Raw genomic sequence first — 20014 nt, 5'->3', positions numbered from 1 at the left:
TCAGATTACGTTAGATGCACAGAATAGTAGTCCAGTAAACTATTCTTGCACATGTCCGTATGCGGCTAAAAATTGTAATTGCAAGCATATGGCGGCTGTGATGTATCAATTTGAGGCGCAGTATCATCAGGAACAGGTGAAAGAAAGCATAGGGAATAATTTTTTAGAACCGTATGGTTTTGAAAGCAACCTCGTGCCATTTTTAGATGCTCATCCAGACATCGAATTAGAGATTGTGTCTGGTGGACTGTTTACACAAAACAATCGCATTGGTGATTTCCCGCATATGGCGGTAGCGAATGAACAAATCCATCAAATGTATAGCGTTGAATTTGGCACGGCCTATAACAACTTGATTACAGATGGCAGTTTAGTATTGAATTCACTAGATGCAGCCATCGGATTTGGTTTATTGCGAGATCAATTGCCACAGACTCAATGGATTCATGTAGCACAGGATTTGCAAAATGCATTCTACCAACAAGGCCGAAGTCTATCTGATGTAACACTCTATGAAGAAGTGGCCACAAAATATGGTTTAGATGGTGGGCAAATCAAGACTGCCTTTATAGAGGCACAAAAAACGACTACCATGCATCCTGATTTTAAACGTGCCATGGAATTAGGCGCCCAATCGTTCCCAACCTTTGTACTGGAAAAGGATGGACAATACTATGATATGCGCAGTCAAGGTGATACTGTAGAGGCGATGGAAAATTGCTTATCTAGAGTGACTGGTTAATCTAGTGAAACGACTATACTATATAGTATTTGTTTAGTGAAAGTAAATTAGTGATCTCTATAACAATGTATTTGTATTAGCAGTGTACTTGGACACATGATTGGAAATCATGTGTCCAAGTACATAACTATTTCTTTTTCAGCCGATGGTCAGGAATTTTAGACAAAAATTTTTGAGGAATTAATTGTAAAGTTCTTGACAATTAAAATGACTTTTCGTATACTAACTAAGTACCTATTAACAGGTCAACCTGGAGAGCTGTCCGAGTGGCTTAAGGAGCATGATTGGAAATCATGTGTGCGGTGAACTCCGTACCCAGGGTTCAAATCCCTGGCTCTCCGCCATATTTTTTAGAGAAATCTGAAATGTTTCATCATTTTTCTAACTGCACGTTTATTTAGTAAATATGCGGTTGGTAAGATTGAAGCGTTTCAGATTTTTTCTTTTATAAGCATGTAGGTTGCCCCCTAAATGCCCCCTAAAAATAATCATATAAATCACCAAACGGCACTCTTAAATAATCCGCTTATTATTAGGCGAAAAATTTAAAGGTTGCCGTTTAAATTTTTAGTTGTTAATAGGTTCTATTGAAATTTCTACCAAATTACGGACATCAGTTTCAATATCGGGATTGGTAGTTTTTATCTCCATAGCAAAATAATTTAGGGCTTCATTTGAGGAACCTTGATTAATAATAGAGATTAATTCCGCTCCAAATTTTGATAGTAGATAGATAGGAAGATATAGTGTTGTCGAAGTATCAGTTGTAGATTTTATTGAAAGACATTTTTGATTGTTCTGGCAAAGTATACTATAGTTGCATTCAACATCTAAGGTCAATGAAGAATCGGCTAGTGCTGAGATTATTCCATAGTCTGTGAGTTGTAGTATATCCGTATATTCAATGCGTAAATTTTCAAAATAACTTTTTGAGTGAGGAATGAAATGATGGTTAGCAGTATGAAGAACCTTGGTAGAAAATGTTTCTAATAATAGGGCCTCCTTTATTGACGAAGAATTGGTATGCCAAAAAGCAAAAGATCTATTGAAGGTTAATACTATGATGCTTGGTGGTGGCGCAGTTATTAACTGGAGCTTCATGCAAAAAGGTTTAGTTGATGAAATGAGCCTCTTGATGGCACCCGCTGCTGATGGCTGTTCTACAACACAACCACTATTCCTTGCTAAAGAGGGATTAACTGATGACCAACCTATCATCTTTGATCCAACGCATATTGAATTGATGCCAGACAAAAAAATCTGGATGCGCTTTAATGTAGGTGCTAAGAGTGCTCATGACTTCGATAAGGATGAAGAATATCAAGCAGTACAAGAAATGATTAAGGCAAATAGCTGAGGTAATGTTGGGGTCACATATGAAAAAATCACTACTAGCATTAGCAATACTAGGCACCTTAATGAGCTCATTTTCACTATCCCTAGCAGATATACCCGGCCGTGATCCACAGACTGCTGAAAAGGATTGGCAATATAAAACGCTAAATGTACAGGGTTTCCATAATATCGTGGGAGAGACCGATACGGTTATTTTGCAGCGCAATGAATCGAGTAATTATATTGTAAATATCTCTAAGGTGCCTGCATCAATTCATACGAGAAACTATGTAAATAAAGAAACAGGCCATACAATAAAAACTGTGAGTGCGGTACAGGTGGATGGCTTGCGTTATGTGATTGAAACTAAAAATGCTGAGGATTACAAGGTGGGACATCCATATTTTGATAAACCTTTTGAAAGTCTTACTGACAAGGAGTTATTTGATGTAGGTTACGAGAAACAGGTTCATAAATATGATAATGATCCTAGAGGTTTTACTCGCACAATAACAGCGGGGAAATTAATCAAGTCAGGTCCAGAAAAGCCAGTGTGGGATTTATATGTATATCCTGAGAAACAATGTAATGATATATTACCATCCTTTAGAGAGGTTTCTTATGTGGATGCCTATTCTCGCCCTGAAAGTATGGGTGGATTAAATTATCGTGTACGAATGATTTTAAATTTGTATCGGATACAGTGGATGAAAAAGGTGTTCGTATCATAATCTATGCAAATCCGAAGCACCCTGATACAGATTTGTTTATGGTTAGATTAAATGACAATCACTTTAAAGTAGATTATCGCAATGATTATCCAATCTATCTATATGCTAGAATGATGGATAAATTTTTAGAAGAGAAACGGCCTATGGATAAAGCTGAAATTGTTTTTGCAAACAACCTAGTTGGTACATATATTAGCTATACAGGTCGTAAAACAGAAATTTATTGACGTTATTTAGATATTTATGTGGCGAATCAGACTTATATGCATCGAATTGGATTTGATACGAAAGAATACCATCCTGAATACGAACAGATTATGCGAGATATCACCATGAGTGTATCTGTACAAAACTCTGAAACTGGTGAAACGCATAATTGGCTGCAATGGCCAAATTTGTTAGAGCAGATAGATCACAGGAAAAAATAATACAGAAATCAGCAAAGCCCCGAAGGCTCATTCGGGGCTTTCATCATGATATTAAGAAGAATCGAACTATAAAAAGTCCATTATATAAAAACAAAACTATGTGATTGATATCACATTTAAAATACCTTAATCTCTGCTGAATTAAGGAGTTTACTGAATTATATGAAATTTTGAAAATCTATAGATTTCTTGTTGACAGAGATAAATGTCTGCTGTAGAATTACAAACATCAAAACAACTACATGAATTTGAGAATGACGACGATCGAAATTAGTACTTTAATATCCGTTCTACAGAGAGATAAATCTAGGCTGGAAATTTATTGAATAGGAATTTTAGGAATGCATTCGTGAGTTAATCAGCAGAACTAATAGTAGGCTGATTCGGAATCCTCCGTTATGGGATTATGAGCTAGATAGGTATCTAGGAACAGAGTGGAATCGCGGGACACTGCCTCTGAGGTGGGGTGGCCCTATTTTTTTTTACTCTTTTTTATTCCTACCTTAACAGTGTATATAGCGTATTGGTTTAATCCTTTAAAAATAATAGGTTAATGGAAAGGGGGATACATATGAATAACAAAAGATCTTCACATGTGAATGGTTGGTTACGACGTCACAGTAAGTCTATTATTATAGGCGCGCTATGTGTGGTGGCCGTGGCTGCCATTGGTAATTACATAGTGAATGCTAGCTATCAAGAACGTCATAATATTTTGAATGTATCCTATGATCCGACTCGTGAATTATACACAGATTATAATCAAAAATTTGGTACCTATTGGGAAAATACTACAGGCGAAACATTAGAGTTTAGTCAATCCAATGGTGGTTCTGGTAAACAGGCACGAGCTGTTATGGAGGGACTAGATGCGGATGTGTTGAGTTTAGCACTCGCCTACGATGTGGATAAGGTAGCTAACACCGGACTCATCAATCAAGAATGGCGAGACCGATTTCCTAATCAGTCCGTACCATATACCTCGTTGGTAGTCTTTCTTGTGCGAAAGGATAATCCAAAGCATATTCAAGATTGGAATGATTTGGCTCATGATGATGTATCCATTGTCGTACCGAATCCTAAAACCTCTGGTGCTGCTCGGTGGATTTACTTGAGCGTTTGGGCCTATGGCAGAGAACGATATCAAGGTAATGAGGCGGACATTAAAACTTTCATCAAATCCGTCTATGGACATGTAAAGGTATTGGATTCTGGCTCACGTGATTCTACAACGAGTTTCGTAAATCGCAAACAAGGTGATGTATTGATTGGTTGGGAAAACGAAGCACTGCTCATCATGCACGATTATCCTGGCGAATATGAAATGATAATTCCATCCATTACGATGCGAACCGATTTGCCAGTGGTGGTTGTAGATGAGGTGGTGGATCGCAAACACACCAGAGATATTGCACAAGGCTATATTCAATATCTCTACTCCGATGAGGGACAGCGGGTGATTGCAGAACACAATTACCGTCCTATTAATCAAGATATTTTAAAAGAATATAATCAGAAATTCAAACCAGCTAATACTGTGACAATTGATAGTTTTGGTGGCTGGAGTGCAGCACAGCAAGTTCATTTTAGTGAAGGAGGGACATTTGATGAAATTTATGAATTGTAACACATCAGTGATACCTGGATTTACCATCAGCCTGACGGTGTCCATGTTGTATCTATCCCTCATTGTATTGATTCCGGTGGCCATATTTTTAATTGATGCCACAGGCATGGGGCTGAATAAATTCATTGATACTATCGTCAGTGAACGCGTTATCCATGCTTATGTCATTACCTTCGGCACATCCTTGATTGCAGCCATAGTGAATGCCATTATGGGAACCATCTTAGCATGGGTGCTAGTGAGGTATCGGTTTCCAGGTCGGCGCATTATGGCGGGGCTCGTGGATCTACCTTTTGCATTGCCTACGGCGGTGGCGGGGATTGCCCTTACATCGTTATATGCCGAGTCCGGTTGGTTTGGTCAATTCTTTTATTCCCTAGGCATCGAGACGGCCTTTTCTGAAATTGGCATTATCATTGCCTTGGTGTTTGTGGGCATACCGTTTGTGACTCGGACGGTAGAACCGGTGCTCCATGAATTTGATGAACAATATGAGGAGGCGGCGTTGGTGATGGGCGCGAATGGTTGGAAACGATTCACCTCTATCATTTTGCCAGAAATTTATCCATCTATTTTGTTGGGCGCAGGCTTGGCTTTTGCTAGAGGTGTGGGGGAATACGGTAGCGTCGTATTCATCTCTGGTAACTTACCTTTTAAAACAGAGATTGCGCCATTATTAATTATGAACCAACTAGAGGCTTATGATTATGATGCAGCGGTTGCCATTGCGTTGGTGCTGTTGGTGTTTTCGTTTCTTTCATTAGCGGCTATCAATTTGTATCAACGACATGTGTATCAGCTGCGAGGGGCCTGATAGGTGAAAGTTACGAAATGCATATGAATGGCAGTTACGCAGAACATTGATAATACACTAGTTTACATTAGTTTGATTGAGAAGGAATGAGAGGTGGTTACTCGTGAATGAACGCATGACAAAAATAATTTTAATTACGATAGCCACGGTATTTTTAGCGGTTATGTTGGTGGCGCCCCTAGCCGTCGTTATGATAGAGGCGCTGAAACAAGGCGTAGCCGTGTATTGGGCATCATTACAAGAACCTTATGCACAAAAGGCCATTTATCTCACCATATTCACGGTGGTTGTAGCGATAACGCTAAATTCTATATTTAGTATCTTAGCCGCATGGGCCATTACGAAATTTGATTTCAAAGGAAAAATCGTATTTGAATCCTTAATTCAATTGCCACTGGCTATATCCCCAGTCATTATCGGTTTGATGTTGATCTTGATGTATGGTCGTCAGAGCCCACTGTACACGATATTGCGAGACTATGATATTTCCGTAGTGTTCTCCATCATCGGCGTCACCATTGCGGTCATCTTTGTGACAATTCCTTTTATCGTACAAGAACTCGTTCCGTTGATGAAAGTCCAAAGCCGTAGCGAAGAAGAAGCGGCCACATTGATGGGGGCCAGTTGGTGGACCATATTTTGGAATGTAACATTCCCCAATATCCGATTTGCCCTCATGTATGGCATTGTCCTAGCTTCATCAAGGGCAATGGGCGAGTTCGGTGCTGTGTCAGTCATTTCTGGACATATTCGAGGGCGTACGAACACATTACCACTGCATGTGGAACTGTTATATAACGAATACAATTTTACGGCTGCCTTTGCAGTGGCATCGGTGCTAGTGATGGCATCCATTATCTTATTAATCATTAGAAATATATTAGAGTGGATTGGTGAAAGGAGGCTCCAAGAATGAGTTATGAAGTAGAATGTCGAGAACTCGTAAAATCTTATGGAGATTTTCTAGCCTCTAATCATATTAACTTTGGTATTGCACCAGGGCGCTTGGTAGGCATCCTTGGACCAAGTGGTAGTGGTAAAACAACTATGCTTCGCATGATTGCAGGCTTAGAAACACCCGATTCTGGGGATATCCTCATCGGCCGAAAACGTGTTAATGATGTACCGCCTGGTGAGCGTGGCATCGGATTCGTATTCCAAAATTATGCGTTGTTCAAGCATATGACGGTGGCTGAAAATATCGCCTTTGGGATGAAACTAAAAAATTATGATAGCAAAACGATTACTTCTCGTGTAGCCGACATGATAGATCTCATTGGATTATCTGCACAGGCGAATGCATACCCTATGAAATTATCTGGCGGTCAACGTCAACGGGTGGCCTTTGCTAGGGCTTTGGCACCGCAACCAGATCTATTATTATTAGACGAACCATTTGCCGCTATTGATGCTAAGGTTCGCAAGGATTTGCGTCAATGGTTGCGGCAGACCATCTCTCAGTTGGGAATTACAAGTATTTTTGTGACCCATGACCAAGATGAAGCCGTTGAGGTGGCCGATGATATTATCGTCATGAATAAAGGTCGCGTAGAGCAAATGGGAACGCCTACAGATATTTACCGTAATCCTAAAACTCCATTTGTAGCACAATTCATTGGTGAACATGCGAAAGTGAGTAATGTCGCTAAATTTAGAGGCTTTCACCAAGAGGCGCATGCGAATAGGGAAGGAATCATACGGCCTGAGTTTATTGAACTGGCCAAGAAACAAAGTGAATTATCTATGCCGGTGTCAGCCGATAAAGGCATTGTGCGGGGCGTATATTTCAGAGGTCGCATGTTAGAGGTAGAAATCGACGTAGCTGGTGAACTGCTAAGAGGTACCTGGAGCTTAGATAAGGATCCTCTAACAGTTGGAGATGAGGTATACCTCTGTATTCATTATATTTGTGAATTTAATGACGATGGCGCAACGATTCTCGAGAACAGTGCAAGGTCGGCAGATAATTATGTAATTATTTAGATAGATGCAGTGTAAGTATACATTGAGTAAGGACTGGATATGGAGATGAAACGATATATATGCGATGCCCTCATCATTGGGGGCGGTGCCGCTGGGTGTTATGCAGCAATTTCTCTGAGTCGATTAAACCCAGATATGAATATCCTACTGGTGGATAAAGCACCCATAGAGCGTAGTGGTTGTCTAGCGGCTGGGGTCAACGCATTGAATGCGTATATTACAAAGGGTCAAACACCTCAAAATTATGTGGACTATGCCATAAAGGATGGTCATGGTATCGTTCGACCAGATCTCCTGTTGACCATGAGCGAACGATTAAACCACGTCACCCAAGATATGGAACAATTAGGTCTCGTCATTTTGAAAGATGAGCATGGTGACTATGTAGGCAGAGGCAATCGAAATATCAAAATTAATGGAGAAAATATAAAACCTATTTTAGCGAAGGCTGTGAGACAGGCTAAGAATATTCAAGTTTTGGAACGGGTGACGATGACGGATTATATGTTGGAACATAATCGCGTTATTGGCGCCGTCGGCATCAATATTGAGATGGATAGCCTTGTTGAGATTCACGCGAATGCTACGATTTGCTGTACTGGAGGTGCCTCTGGTCTCTATCGGCCAAATCAACCAGGCAGTTCCCGTCACACCATGTGGTACAGTCCATTTAATACGGGCGCTGGGTATGCTATGGGATTACGTGCTGGCGCGGAGATGACTACCTTTGAAATGCGATTTGTTGCACTTCGTTGCAAGGACACTATCGCACCAACTGGTACACTAGCACAAGGTGTTGGGGCCGAGCAAGTGAATGCCCTAGGCGAGCAATACCAATATAAATATGGTAATACAACGTACGAGCGGGTCTATGCGGTAAATGCAGAGGTGATGGCCGGACATGGACCTTGTTATTTGCAAACTACCGGTATTGGGCAAGAGGCAGAGGATTCCTTGTTGAAAGCCTATCTAAACATGGCGCCTATGCAGTCCTTAAAGTGGATGGAAACGGGGCGAGGTCCTAATGAACAAGATGTTGAAATCGAAGGTTCAGAACCATATATCGTAGGTGGTCATACAGCTAGCGGATATTGGATTCATACAGATAGATCCACTACCATTCCTGGACTCTATGCGGCTGGTGATGTAGCCGGTGGGGCCCCTCAGAAATATGTGACGGGTTGCTTTAGTGAAGGCGAAATTGTGGCAGAAACCGTGGCTCGTGACTTGGCAGCTCGTGGCAAAGAAAAAGGTGTTTTAAATCAGCATAGTACACAAGAACAAGGTTCTCTGCAACAAGGTGCAGAGAAAAAGAATTTGGGTGACGAGGTAATTGCTCAACAGGAACTTTCACCAGAAGGCGCCGCATTATATGGTGAATGTCAGCGCCTATTGAATACTAAAAACGCAGGTCTATATTCCATTGACGAATTAGAGGAAGCCATGCAAACGGCGATGGACGCCCATGCAGGCGGTATCGGCACGGTATATCGATACACGGAACGCAGCTTGGATATGGCATTACGAGAAATAGACGGCATTGAATCTTTACTCAATCAAGTTGGCGCCGAAGATATGTACGGCGTGATGAAATACATGGAATTAAAAGATCGCTTGTTAGTATGTAAAACACTGATTGCTCATTTGAAAGCGCGTAAAGAAACACGTTGGCCTGGATATGGTGAATATGTAGAATATCCTGAATTAAATGATGAATTCAATTGTTATATTAATTCGGTATATCGTGATGGCGATATAGCCATTCTAAAACGACCGTTAGTTGAAGCGAATGGACAGCTATCAGCAAAAGGTGTAGATCAACTATCGGTAATAGGTGTAAATCACCCATCGGTAAAAGGAGGGATATAAATGATACATATTGATGAACAAACCTGTATTGGTTGCACAAAATGTACGAAAGTATGTCCCGGCAATTTACTAGTGATGAAGAATGGTAAATCGACTAGCCGTGAGCCTCGAGCCTGTTGGTCTTGTACGGCGTGTATCAAGGAATGCCCAGTGCAGGCCATTGCCCTCTATACAGGCGCTGATGCGGGTGGCAGAGGCGGTCTGTTATATGCCAAAGATAGTGGCGATATATTAACATGGACATTCCAATCTGTTGAGGGACAGACAAAGACGATAGAAATACAAAAGAATCAATCAAATAACTATTGATAGTTTGAAGGAGGTCATAGTATGGCAAAAGGACAAATGGATCATCTTGATCAATTAGAAGCAGAAAGTATATTTATTCTCCGTGAAGCATATAAAAAATTAGGTAAATTAGGCATGTTGTGGTCCATCGGTAAGGATAGCACCGTGTTGTTGTGGTTGGCGAAAAAAGCCTTCTTTGGTCATTGCCCATTCCCATTTATCCACGTAGACACAAAACATAAAATCCCAGCCATGATTGAATATCGTGACAGAGTGGCGAAAGAATTAGGCTTGGATTTAATTGTACATACGAACTGGAATGCCATTAATGCAGGCATGAGCCCAGATAAAGGGAGACTCGCTTGCTGTAAGGCGCTTAAAACAGAGGGCCTACAACAAGTGGTAAACCAATATGGTTTTGATGGTCTCATCGTTGGCGTTCGTCGTGACGAAGAAGGTTCTCGTTCCAAGGAACGTATATTCTCTGAACGTAAGAAAGATGATAGCTGGGATTATGTTAATCAACCGCCAGAACTTTGGAATCAATTTAAAACAGACTTTCCAAAAGGCAATCACATTCGTGTACATCCATTGTTAGCCTGGAGTGAACTCGACGTATGGGAATACATCCGTCGTGAAGAAATTCCTATCATTGATTTATACTTTGCCAAAGATGGACACCGTTATCGTAGCCTTGGTTGCGAATGCTGCACAGGCCAAGTAGAGTCCAATGCGTCTACATTAGATGAAATCATTGAAGAATTGAAAAATACGACTGTCAGCGAACGTGCTGGCCGTGCACAGGACCAAGAGGATTCCTATGCCATGCAAAAATTGCGTCGTGAAGGATACATGTAATATGTCGTGAAGGATACATGTAATATATCGCAATTATTATTGTCTGTTGGTAAACAACTGATATAGGCAGAATGCGATATGCATTGTAACTTTCACAGGCATACAAATGCACAAAATAGATGAATATACATGAGTGAGAATAGTTAGGAATGTGATGATAAAATGGCGAAAAAGAAACGAGATAATCTGAAAATAGTAGTAGTAGGTCACGTGGATCACGGTAAATCTACGGTCATTGGCAAGTTGTTGTACGACACGAATTCACTACCTGAGGGGGCCGTTGAAAAGGTACGTCGTATTGCGAAGGAAACAGGTAAACCCTTTGAATATGCTTATTTGCTAGATGCCTTTGAAGAAGAACAAAAGCAAGGTATCACCATAGATAGCACACAAATTCAATTTTTCACGGATCAACGTGATTATGTCATCATTGATGCACCAGGCCACAAAGAGTTCTTGAAAAATATGATTTCTGGTGCTGCTAATGCCAGTGCCGCATTGCTCATCATTGATGCGAAACAAGGTGTGCAAGAACAATCCAAACGCCATGCCTATATGTTGAGTTTGTTAGGTATTAAGAATGTGTACGTTGTCATCAATAAAATGGACCTCGTTGATTATGATGCGGCGACATATCATCGCGTGGCCAGTGAAATGAAAGAATTCATCACACCACTGGGTGTTACGCCATTACGATACATTCCAGTATCTGGTTTGGCAGGCGAAAATATTGCTACTGCATCCGATAAAATGCCATGGTATACGGATCAACCATTATTGGTGGCTATGGATGAATTACCTGGGGAGCAGCAGGAAATCGATAAACCACTTCGATTCCCAATTCAAGATGTGTATAAATTCGATAACCGTCGTATTATCGCTGGTCGTATTGAGGCTGGTAAATTAGCGGTAGGTGACGAAATCGTCATCTGGCCAAGTGGTAAAAAAACACATATCTCCACATTGGCCTATTGGGCGCCTCGTGACCGTAAAAATAAGGGTTATGCTGGTCAATCTGTGGGTATTACAGTGCGAGATGAATTCTTTAATAAACGTGGTGAACTGATTACGCTTGCTAGTGAACCGGCCCCACATATTTCCAACCGTTTACTCGTATCCTTGTTCTGGATGGGTAAAACACCGCTCAAGGTGGGTAAAAAATACCGTTTGAAATTAGCGACCCAAGAGGTAGAGGTTGAGGTAGAAAGTATCAATAAGGTTATCGATGCATCCAGCCTTGATAGCAGTGATGATACCCTCAAGGAAATCAAATTGAACGACGTAGGAGAAGTGATTTTGCGTACGAAGGAAGAAATCGCCTTTGATACATTCCGTGAAAATCAGGGGACAGGTCGTTTTGTCATCGTCGATGGCTATGACGTAACCGGTGGTGGCATCGTCAATGCAGCAGAAAAATCTGTGGCAGAAACCATTCAACCTGCCTTCGTCAAGGATGAGCTAGTGGCGCGTGGCGAGCTATTTGATGAATTCTATTACAATGTGGGCAATAATGAGGTGGCCAAATCCTCTAGCAATCATCAGGTCTATGCTGAGGGTGATGCCATTCCATTGACTGGTGAAAGCTACACCTACCCAGCGAACTTTGACGTACTCGTATTGCGTGACAAGGTATCCATTTTGATACGCGATGGTAAAGTCGATACCATTCAAGCCCTAGATGATTATAAATATACGGGGGCCCCACTCGTAAATGGTCGTGGTTTTGCCTTATATATCGCTAATCAAGAGGATTTACAAAATATGCTCGTATCCTATGATCAATTAGAATCTAGCGATTATCGTAAACGCGTTGAATTTGCCAATCGCTATTACAGCTTTGGTCGTTTTAGAAAAGTAGTCTTTGATTTTGACTATATTATTTAATGAATAGACATCTAAGGAGGATGTACACATGAGCAAATGGACAGTGTTGTTTAAACAAGATTTACCGACATTTTTTGATGCGGCCGACAAATTCTACAAACAAGAAATGAAACCGAATGATTACAAAGCGATTTCTGGTGGTTTTGGTAATTATGGTGAAAGAGGCGCCAAAAGCACAATGATTCGTTGCCGTTTCAGCGGTGGTGTAATTAATAAAAATCAATTACTAGCATTTCGTGAGGTTATTAAAACATACCATGTACCAATGGTACATTTCACAACATGCCAATGCCTTCAGTTACATCACATTACAGGTGATATTATTGAACCGTTGATGAATGAGCTATATGACAATAATATTTTGACTCGTGGTGCTGGTTCAGATAATCCACGTAACATTACATCATCAGGCCTCATCGGTATTGAAAAGGACGAATACTTTGATGTAACAGGCTATATGAATGCCGTGAGTGAATATTTATTGGGGACAATTGGCACAGTTAAATATCCACGTAAAATGAAAGTATCCTTCTCTAGTTCTAATGATGGTTCTGGACACACTCGAATTCGTGATTTGGGTTATTTAGCTAATACAGATGGTACATTTGATGTATATACGGCGGGTGGTCTTGGACCAAATCCTAAAATTGGGGTGAAAGTAGCGGATCACATTGATCCAAAGGATGTACTATATTATGCAGAGGCAATGGTGCGTATTTTTACAGAACACTCTGACTATAAAACTCGTGCCAGCAATCGATCCCGTTATTTACCAGTGAAATTAGGGCTAGAAGAATATCTTCGTATCTATAATGAATATGTTGAAGAAGCAAAGAAAAAAGATCTTGATGTGATTAATCCTATAGGCAACATTATTGAAAAAACAGGTCCTGTAGAGATCATTAATAACTGGAGAATTAAACCACAAAAACAACCGGGTTTATATTATGTAGAATATCATCCAATTGGAGGTACCCCTACTCCAGAAGAATTTATTGAATTGGTAGATCTAGTTGAACCATTTGAAGGTGTAGAACTTCGTCTGGCTGCAGAAGAAACAGCATATATTGCCAATTTAACAGCGGAAGAAGCTAAAACAGTTGCCGCCTTTGTGGATAATCGCTCTGCTCAAACTACATTTGAAAAATCTGTATCTTGTGTAGGTGCCACTGTGTGCCAAATTGGTGTACGTGATTCCCATGGTCTATTAGAAGCTATTTTAGCAGCTGCAAAACCACATCACTTTGAAGAAGGCGTATTGCCTCGTCTATATATCTCTGGTTGCCATAACTCTTGCGGTACCCATGAAACCGCTAGTATTGGGTTCCAAGGCGCCGCTAAATTAGTGGACAAGAAACCGGTAGATGCGTTTGCATTATTTGTTGGCGGTAATGAAGCCTTTGGTTCTGAAAAACTAGGTGAACAAGTGGCAGTTATTGAAACACGATTTATACCTGAGTTCATCGTTGAATTAGGTACTACCGTTCGTAATGCTAATACAACATTTGATGATTGGATTCAAGGAAACCAAGACGTATTTAATGCATTAGTGAAACAATACGATGAAAAAATATAATACATAGACAACAAAAAGCCCCGAACGCGTGTTCGGGGCTTTTTGTTGTCTATGTATCAGTGATTACTGAATTATAATTTAGCGTGGAAGATAACAGTTTCATCTAAGGATGCTTTGATGTCATCAGCTAATTTTTCGATCAATGGAAGATCTTCTTCTTTCAAAGAGGATTTAATATCCAAAGGTTCACCAACGATTTCCATGTTTTTGAAATCTTCTGTGAAGTGAGCCACCATGGATTTCATAGCAGCGGACGCCCAGGAGTGGTTACCGATAATGGATACTTTGTGGTTTTGGAAGTTCAAAGCTTTCAACTCGTGGATGAAGTTTTCCATCGTTAAGTACAAGTTCAAGTTGTAAGTAGGAGCTAGGCAAACCATATGAGTGTATTTCCAAGCATCAGAGATGATGTAGGAAGGGTTAGTTTTGGATACATCGTAGATTTTGATGTCCTCAACACCACGAAAGGACAATTGTTTTGCCACTTGTTGTGCGATGTCGCGAGTGTTACCGTACATGGAACCGAAGGCGATAACAACACCTTTTTTCTCAGCTGTGTAAGAGCTCCAATGTAAGTATTTATGAAAAATGTATTCGATAGTTTCAGGTGTACGCCAGATTGGACCATGCAATGGAGCAATGTTTTTGATTTCCAAAGCGCCCAATTTACGGATTGCATTTTGTACTTGAGGACCGTATTTACCAACGATGTTAGTGTAGTAACGACGAGTTTCCTCTTCGAATGTCAAACGGAAATCCGCTTGGTCAGCAAAGATGTTACCGTTGATTGTGCCGAATGTACCGAACGCATCAGCGGAGAACAATGTGCCTGTTGTTTGTTCAAATGTAGCTGTAACCTCTGGCCAGTGAACCATTGGCATAGTGTAGGACACTAATTTGTGTTTACCAAGGTCGATAGTGTCGCCTTCTTTTACTTGATGGTAATTGTCAGGTTTTGGAGTGCGGTAGAATTGTTCAAACATGCGGAATGTTGTAGCGTTACCAACCATTTTTACATTAGGGTAACGTTCGATAGTTTCCAACAATGTTTGGCAATGGTCAGGTTCCATGTGATTGACAACGATGTAATCAAGATCACGACCATTTAACAAATGCACTAGATTGTCAAAATATTCTTCACGAATCTCAGCATCAACACTGTCTACAACGCAAGTTTTTTCATCATCGATGAAATAGGAGTTGTAGCTAACACCATTTGGGATAGGGAATAAATTTTCAAAACGTTCAGTAGTCCAATCATTGCTACCAATCCAATAAATGTTTTCAGTAATCTTTTGTGCGCAATGCATAGAGAATTCCTTTCTAAATAAACTTATATCTCATGACTGTCTACCCATGGTGAAAGTCCAGTAAATGAATCGATTTCAACCCAGGTAGCGTATAGAACTAGTTTAGCCAACGTGAAACATGTCACAAATTGGGATATTATAATAATACTAATATTTAGGCCAATAAGCAATATTTATTTTTAAATAACTAACTGTAAAAAATGAAAATATAAATCACCTGAAAAATACAGATGCGGTATGAAACACTATGCACTCCGATGTCCGGAGGACGAGGCATGCTAATCCATCGCCTGTGCTAAACACAACCGGAGGTACTACGCCGTTCTCCACACTACATATCCCAAGCAGAAGCGCAAGTACTAACCAGCACATCTACCAAGTAGAAGCGTTGTAAACTACATTATCTTTTTTAGGTGAGGGATTTCAAAAAATCTTTACAGCTACCTTAGAATGCCAATCTTTACATCCTTCACAGCTTATGTAGAAAGAAAATCCTAGGAGGATACTTGTGCAGGCGACTTTACGCGGATGCGTTCGGAGCCCAGCAAGTGTCCTCCTAGGATTTCTTTTTATTTAAAATACTTAACGCCAGATGTAAAGATTGGCATTTCTAATTGGCCTGGGATATTTTTTGAAATCCCGTAACCGACGCGTTCGGAATGCGCCATTTTACCAAATACTCTGCCATCAGGGCTGAAGATACCTTCAATAGCCGCCACAGATTGGTTAGGGTTAAAACGAGAGTCCATGCTTGCAATGCCGTTAAAATCAACGTATTGTGTAGCAATTTGGCCAGTTTTGTTGAATTCCAATACTTGGGCAGGGCTAGCAATGAATCGGCCTTCACCGTGGGAAATTGGTACTGTATAGATTTCGCCAGCTTTCATATCGCTCATCCAAGGGGATTTCGTAGAAATCACCTTCGTATGAACCATGCCAGACAAATGGCGACCAATACGGTTGTACGTCAAGGTAGGATGTGCCTCAGTTAATGGTTCGATATGACCGCCAGGCAATAGACCAAGTTTGATCAATGCTTGGAAGCCATTACAGATACCAAGAACAAGACCATCGCGCTTGTACAATAGGTTCTCCAAACCTTCTGCAAGGTATGGATTGCGGAATAGGGTGGCAGTGAATTTACCGGAACCATCTGGTTCGTCACCAGCACTGAAACCACCTGGGAACATCAAGATTTGGGATTGTTCTAATTTTTCCTTGATGACTTGGATGGAGTCCTCTAATTGAGGCACTGTTTGGTTGCGGATGATAACGATATCTGCCTCTGCGCCAGCGCGTTCAAAGGCACGAGCAGAGTCGAATTCACAGTTTGTGCCAGGGAATACAGGAATCAATACTTTAGGTTTCGCAGAAATTGTTGCAGTACCCTTAGGTGCGTGTTGATCGTGGATGTATGCCACTGCTTCGCCAGTACCGTTCGCATCGCGTAATGGGAAAATGGATTCCAATGGTGCTTCGTACGCAGCCTGTGCTTCGTCGAGTGTTACTACATTGTCTTTCCATTCGATAGTTGGTGTTGCTGTTGTCACGCCGATAACGCGTACACCAGGTATTTCCAATAAATGGTTAACTGCTGTTACGTCTACTTCGATGATGAAAGCACCCAATGCAGGTTGGAACAATGATGCTTCTGCATATTGGTCGAATTTCACACCAATGCGGTTGCCAAGAGCCATTTTAGTAATAGCTTCTGGAATACCACCAGCTTCTACAACGTAGGCACTGTATACGCGACCATTATCGATTTCACGTTGTACGATGTCGCAGTTTTCTTTGAATCGATTCCAATCAGGCGTATCTTCGTATGTACGAGGTACATCGAGGAATACGAGGCGATGATCTGCGCCTTTCAAATCAGGGGATACTACGCGGTCTACAGGTGCTGTAGCGACTGCGAAGGATACGAGGGTAGGAGGGACGGTGAGGTCCATGAATGTACCACTCATGGAATCTTTACCGCCAATAGCGCCGATACCTAATTCTTTTTGAGCTTTGTATGCCCCAAGAAGGGCACTCACTGGTTTACCCCAAGATTCTTTGCTATTTAAACGTTCAAAGTATTCTTGCAATGTGAGGTACATATCTTCACGATGACCGCCCATTGCTACGCCTTTGGCTACGGATAACAATACAGCATATTGTGCGCCATGGTATGGGCTCCAAACCGCAAGGTCAGGATTGAAACCATGTGTCATGATGCTCGTTGTTGTAGTTTCTCCATGAAGAACCGGTAATTTTGCTACCATACCTTGGGTAGGTGTTTTTTGATATTTACCGCCGAATGGCATGAGAACAGTGCCAGCACCTACAGTGCTGTCAAAACGCTCGGACAAACCTTGTTGGGATGCTGTTTGCAATGTGGAAATGCCTTCGATCCATTGGTCATGGAAATTGCTTACTTTTCCGCTGTAACCAGAAAAATAGGATTTACCTTCCGGTGCCAATACATGGGCTTCTTGGTATTGGCTTGCGCCATTTGTATTCAAGAAATCACGGCTAATATCTACGACAGCAGTGCCTTGCCATGTCATAACGAGACGGTTTGTGTCTGTAACGTTTGCCACTACAGTGATTTGGATGTTTTCTTCGTCACAGTATTTTGTGAAAGCTTCCAAATCTTTTGGCTCAATGACACAAGCCATACGTTCTTGGGATTCAGAAATGGCCAGTTCTGTACCATCAAGGCCTTCATATTTTTTAGGTACTTTATCGAGGTTGATGTTGAGACCATCTGTTAATTCGCCGATGGCAACGGATACACCGCCTGCACCAAAGTCATTACAACGTTTAATAAGGGTAGTCACTTCTGGGCGACGGAATAAACGTTGGATTTTGCGTTCTGTTAATGGATTACCTTTTTGAACCTCTGCACCGCAAGTTTCCAAGGATTCAAGGGTATGTTCTTTGGAGGAACCAGTAGCACCACCACAGCCATCACGACCAGTTTTACCACCTAATAATACAACGATATCGCCAGGTGTTGGTACTTCGCGACGTACCGCACTACGAGGAGCAGCGCCTACAACGGCACCGATTTCCATACGTTTTGCCACATAGCCATTGTGATAGTATTCTTTAACTTCACCAGTGGCAAGACCGATTTGGTTACCATAGGAAGAATAACCACGCGCAGCACCTTGGGTGATTTGTTTTTGAGGCAATTTGCCTTCTAATGTTTCAGAGATAGGTGTGCGAGGATCACCTGAACCAGTGACACGCATTGCTTGGTATACATAGGAACGACCGCTCAATGGGTCACGGATACAACCGCCAAGACAAGTAGCGGCACCACCGAATGGTTCAATTTCAGTTGGATGGTTGTGAGTTTCGTTTTTGAACAATAACAACCATTCTTCTTCTTTGCCATCTACGTCTACAGGGATGATGATAGTACATGCGTTGATTTCATCAGATTCATCAAGATTTTTGAGACCCCCAGCGTGACGTAATTCTTTCACAGCAAGAGTCGCCATATCCATCATGGTGCGAGCTTTCACTTTAGTGGTGTATAGCAGGTTGCGGCCTGCAGTATATTCTTCAAGGGCTTGTTTTACAGGCGCCGTGAAGCGACTTTCATCAATAGTGATGTCCGTTAATTCAGTCATGAATGTTGTATGACGGCAGTGGTCGGACCAATAGGTGTCGAACAAACGGATTTCAGTGATGCTTGGATCGCGTTGTTCCACGTTTTTATATTGTTCCTGAATGAGTTTCAAATCTGCTAATGTCATAGCTAGACCGAGTTCCTTGAGAAAATTAGTCAATTGAGCCTCAGTGTAATCGCGGAAACCGCCCATGATTTGCACAGGCGCAGGATTCTCTAATGTTAATTGCAAGGATGCTGGCATGTCGAGGGATGCTACGCGAGATTCCACAGGGTTGATGTAATATTTTTCGATAGTTTTTTTTTGTTCTGCTGTAAAACTACCTTCAATAACGAAAATACGTGCTGTGCGAACCGTATAACCAGTGTCGAGCGTTAGCATGGACAAACATTGTTCGGCACTGTCAGAGCGTTGATCGTATTGGCCTGGGACGAATTCGCTAGCTAATACATAGGCCCCAGCTGTGTCAGGCAATTCAGTGAACACTTCATCAACTGGTGGTTCAGAGAAAATTAAGTGCTTTGCTTTCTCGAATTGATCTTGAGGAAGACCTTCGATATCATAACGTTCATAAATTGTTACCTTAGTGGCAGGTAACAATAATTCTTTTGTAATGGTGTCTAACATGCGAGTTGCTTCTTGACCAAATGCTTCTCGTTTACGTACATACAAACGGTAGATGGACATAGGGGACCTCCTAAATGTACTTATAGGTTAAATTATATAAAAGAGAATAGGTTAACTAACTGGAAAAAACACAGTGGTAGTAAATTTTAATGAGCCTATGGGTCTCTGATATATTTTGATTGACAACTTCAGTATAAACGGTCTAGACTTATAAGTAAATATAATGTTAATTATAAATACATTAATCATACTAATTATAGTTTTACAAGACTAAGTGGCAGCTGAGTACAGTGACTAGCAAATGCTCGTCATATAT

At 41.2% G+C, this 20014-nt stretch carries 17 protein-coding genes, 1 tRNA gene and 1 other annotated feature; of the genes, 15 read left to right on the top strand and 3 right to left on the bottom strand.

The window, feature by feature from the left end; translation table 11 throughout:
- The first annotated feature begins 4 nt into the window (after window positions 1–4).
- Window positions 5–742, top strand: coding sequence for a hypothetical protein (locus RVY80_RS00680; RefSeq protein WP_411040685.1), 738 nt, complete (start codon window positions 5–7; stop codon window positions 740–742).
- 252 nt (window positions 743–994) lie between these two features.
- Window positions 995–1086 (top strand) — tRNA-Ser (locus tag RVY80_RS00675).
- Window positions 1087–1309: 223 nt separating this feature from the next.
- Here the strand turns inward: RVY80_RS00675 and RVY80_RS10175 are convergent.
- Entirely contained in the window at window positions 1310–1684 is a 375-nt protein-coding gene (locus RVY80_RS10175) for a DUF2806 domain-containing protein (RefSeq protein ID WP_411040684.1), read from the bottom strand.
- A gap of 28 nt (window positions 1685–1712) precedes the next feature.
- On the opposite strand from RVY80_RS10175, the gene RVY80_RS00670 reads away from it, so the two are divergent.
- The 13 genes from RVY80_RS00670 (at window position 1713) to RVY80_RS00610 (ending at window position 14135) form a co-directional block, all read left to right on the top strand.
- Window positions 1713–2099: a dihydrofolate reductase family protein gene (locus RVY80_RS00670; protein WP_295188799.1), complete on the top strand. Its 387-nt coding sequence runs from the start codon at window positions 1713–1715 to the stop codon at window positions 2097–2099.
- Between the two features lie 19 nt (window positions 2100–2118).
- A complete protein-coding gene (locus RVY80_RS00665; protein ID WP_317329229.1) occupies window positions 2119–2808 on the top strand; it encodes a hypothetical protein in 690 nt (229 codons plus the stop codon).
- Window positions 2781–3035, top strand: coding sequence for a hypothetical protein (locus RVY80_RS00660; protein ID WP_317329227.1), 255 nt, complete (start codon window positions 2781–2783; stop codon window positions 3033–3035). The genes RVY80_RS00665 and RVY80_RS00660 overlap by 28 nt, the downstream gene beginning before the upstream one ends.
- 36 nt (window positions 3036–3071) lie before the next feature.
- Window positions 3072–3236 (top strand): hypothetical protein, encoded by a 165-nt coding sequence (locus RVY80_RS00655; protein WP_310746084.1) that lies wholly within the window; start codon window positions 3072–3074, stop codon window positions 3234–3236.
- A gap of 251 nt (window positions 3237–3487) precedes the next feature.
- Window positions 3488–3697 (top strand) — a binding site (T-box leader).
- 110 nt (window positions 3698–3807) lie between these two features.
- The gene (locus tag RVY80_RS00650; RefSeq protein WP_317329225.1) at window positions 3808–4863 is read left to right on the top strand and encodes a sulfate ABC transporter substrate-binding protein; all 1056 of its coding nucleotides are present in this window, start codon (window positions 3808–3810) and stop codon (window positions 4861–4863) included.
- Window positions 4844–5677 (top strand): sulfate ABC transporter permease subunit CysT, encoded by an 834-nt coding sequence (cysT, locus tag RVY80_RS00645; protein WP_295188786.1) that lies wholly within the window; start codon window positions 4844–4846, stop codon window positions 5675–5677. Before RVY80_RS00650 ends, cysT begins: the two co-directional genes overlap by 20 nt.
- Before the next feature lie 103 nt (window positions 5678–5780).
- Window positions 5781–6593 carry a sulfate ABC transporter permease gene (locus RVY80_RS00640; RefSeq protein ID WP_295192949.1) on the top strand — a complete coding sequence of 271 codons (813 nt, stop codon included), beginning with the start codon at window positions 5781–5783 and terminating at the stop codon, window positions 6591–6593.
- Entirely contained in the window at window positions 6590–7660 is a 1071-nt protein-coding gene (locus RVY80_RS00635; RefSeq protein WP_295188780.1) for an ABC transporter ATP-binding protein, read from the top strand. The genes RVY80_RS00640 and RVY80_RS00635 overlap by 4 nt, the downstream gene beginning before the upstream one ends.
- A 45-nt stretch (window positions 7661–7705) precedes the next feature.
- Window positions 7706–9529, top strand: coding sequence for an adenylyl-sulfate reductase subunit alpha (locus RVY80_RS00630; RefSeq protein ID WP_317329224.1), 1824 nt, complete (start codon window positions 7706–7708; stop codon window positions 9527–9529).
- Window positions 9530–9838: a 4Fe-4S dicluster domain-containing protein gene (locus RVY80_RS00625; RefSeq protein WP_295188774.1), complete on the top strand. Its 309-nt coding sequence runs from the start codon at window positions 9530–9532 to the stop codon at window positions 9836–9838. It begins immediately after the preceding gene.
- A gap of 21 nt (window positions 9839–9859) precedes the next feature.
- On the top strand, window positions 9860–10675 hold the full coding sequence (cysD, locus tag RVY80_RS00620) for a sulfate adenylyltransferase subunit CysD (protein ID WP_295192956.1): 816 nt from the start codon (window positions 9860–9862) through the stop codon (window positions 10673–10675).
- A 162-nt stretch (window positions 10676–10837) separates the two neighbouring features.
- Complete coding sequence (locus tag RVY80_RS00615; RefSeq protein WP_317329223.1) at window positions 10838–12559, top strand: sulfate adenylyltransferase subunit 1; 1722 nt, start codon at window positions 10838–10840, stop codon at window positions 12557–12559.
- 28 nt (window positions 12560–12587) lie between these two features.
- Entirely contained in the window at window positions 12588–14135 is a 1548-nt protein-coding gene (locus RVY80_RS00610) for a nitrite/sulfite reductase (RefSeq protein WP_317329222.1), read from the top strand.
- Between the two features lie 71 nt (window positions 14136–14206).
- On the opposite strand, the gene RVY80_RS00605 is transcribed toward RVY80_RS00610, so the two are convergent.
- The gene (locus tag RVY80_RS00605) at window positions 14207–15445 is read right to left on the bottom strand and encodes an FprA family A-type flavoprotein (RefSeq protein WP_310746088.1); all 1239 of its coding nucleotides are present in this window, start codon (window positions 15443–15445) and stop codon (window positions 14207–14209) included.
- A gap of 569 nt (window positions 15446–16014) precedes the next feature.
- Window positions 16015–19758 carry a phosphoribosylformylglycinamidine synthase gene (locus tag RVY80_RS00600; RefSeq protein WP_317329220.1) on the bottom strand — a complete coding sequence of 1248 codons (3744 nt, stop codon included), beginning with the start codon at window positions 19756–19758 and terminating at the stop codon, window positions 16015–16017.
- Window positions 19759–20014: the final 256 nt, after the last annotated feature.

The organism is Veillonella absiana (assembly GCF_032970865.1).
Taxonomy (GTDB): Bacteria; Bacillota; Negativicutes; order Veillonellales; family Veillonellaceae; genus Veillonella; species Veillonella absiana.
Note: the sequence above shows the minus strand (reverse complement) of the source record. Positions and strands in the feature narration are given on the sequence as shown.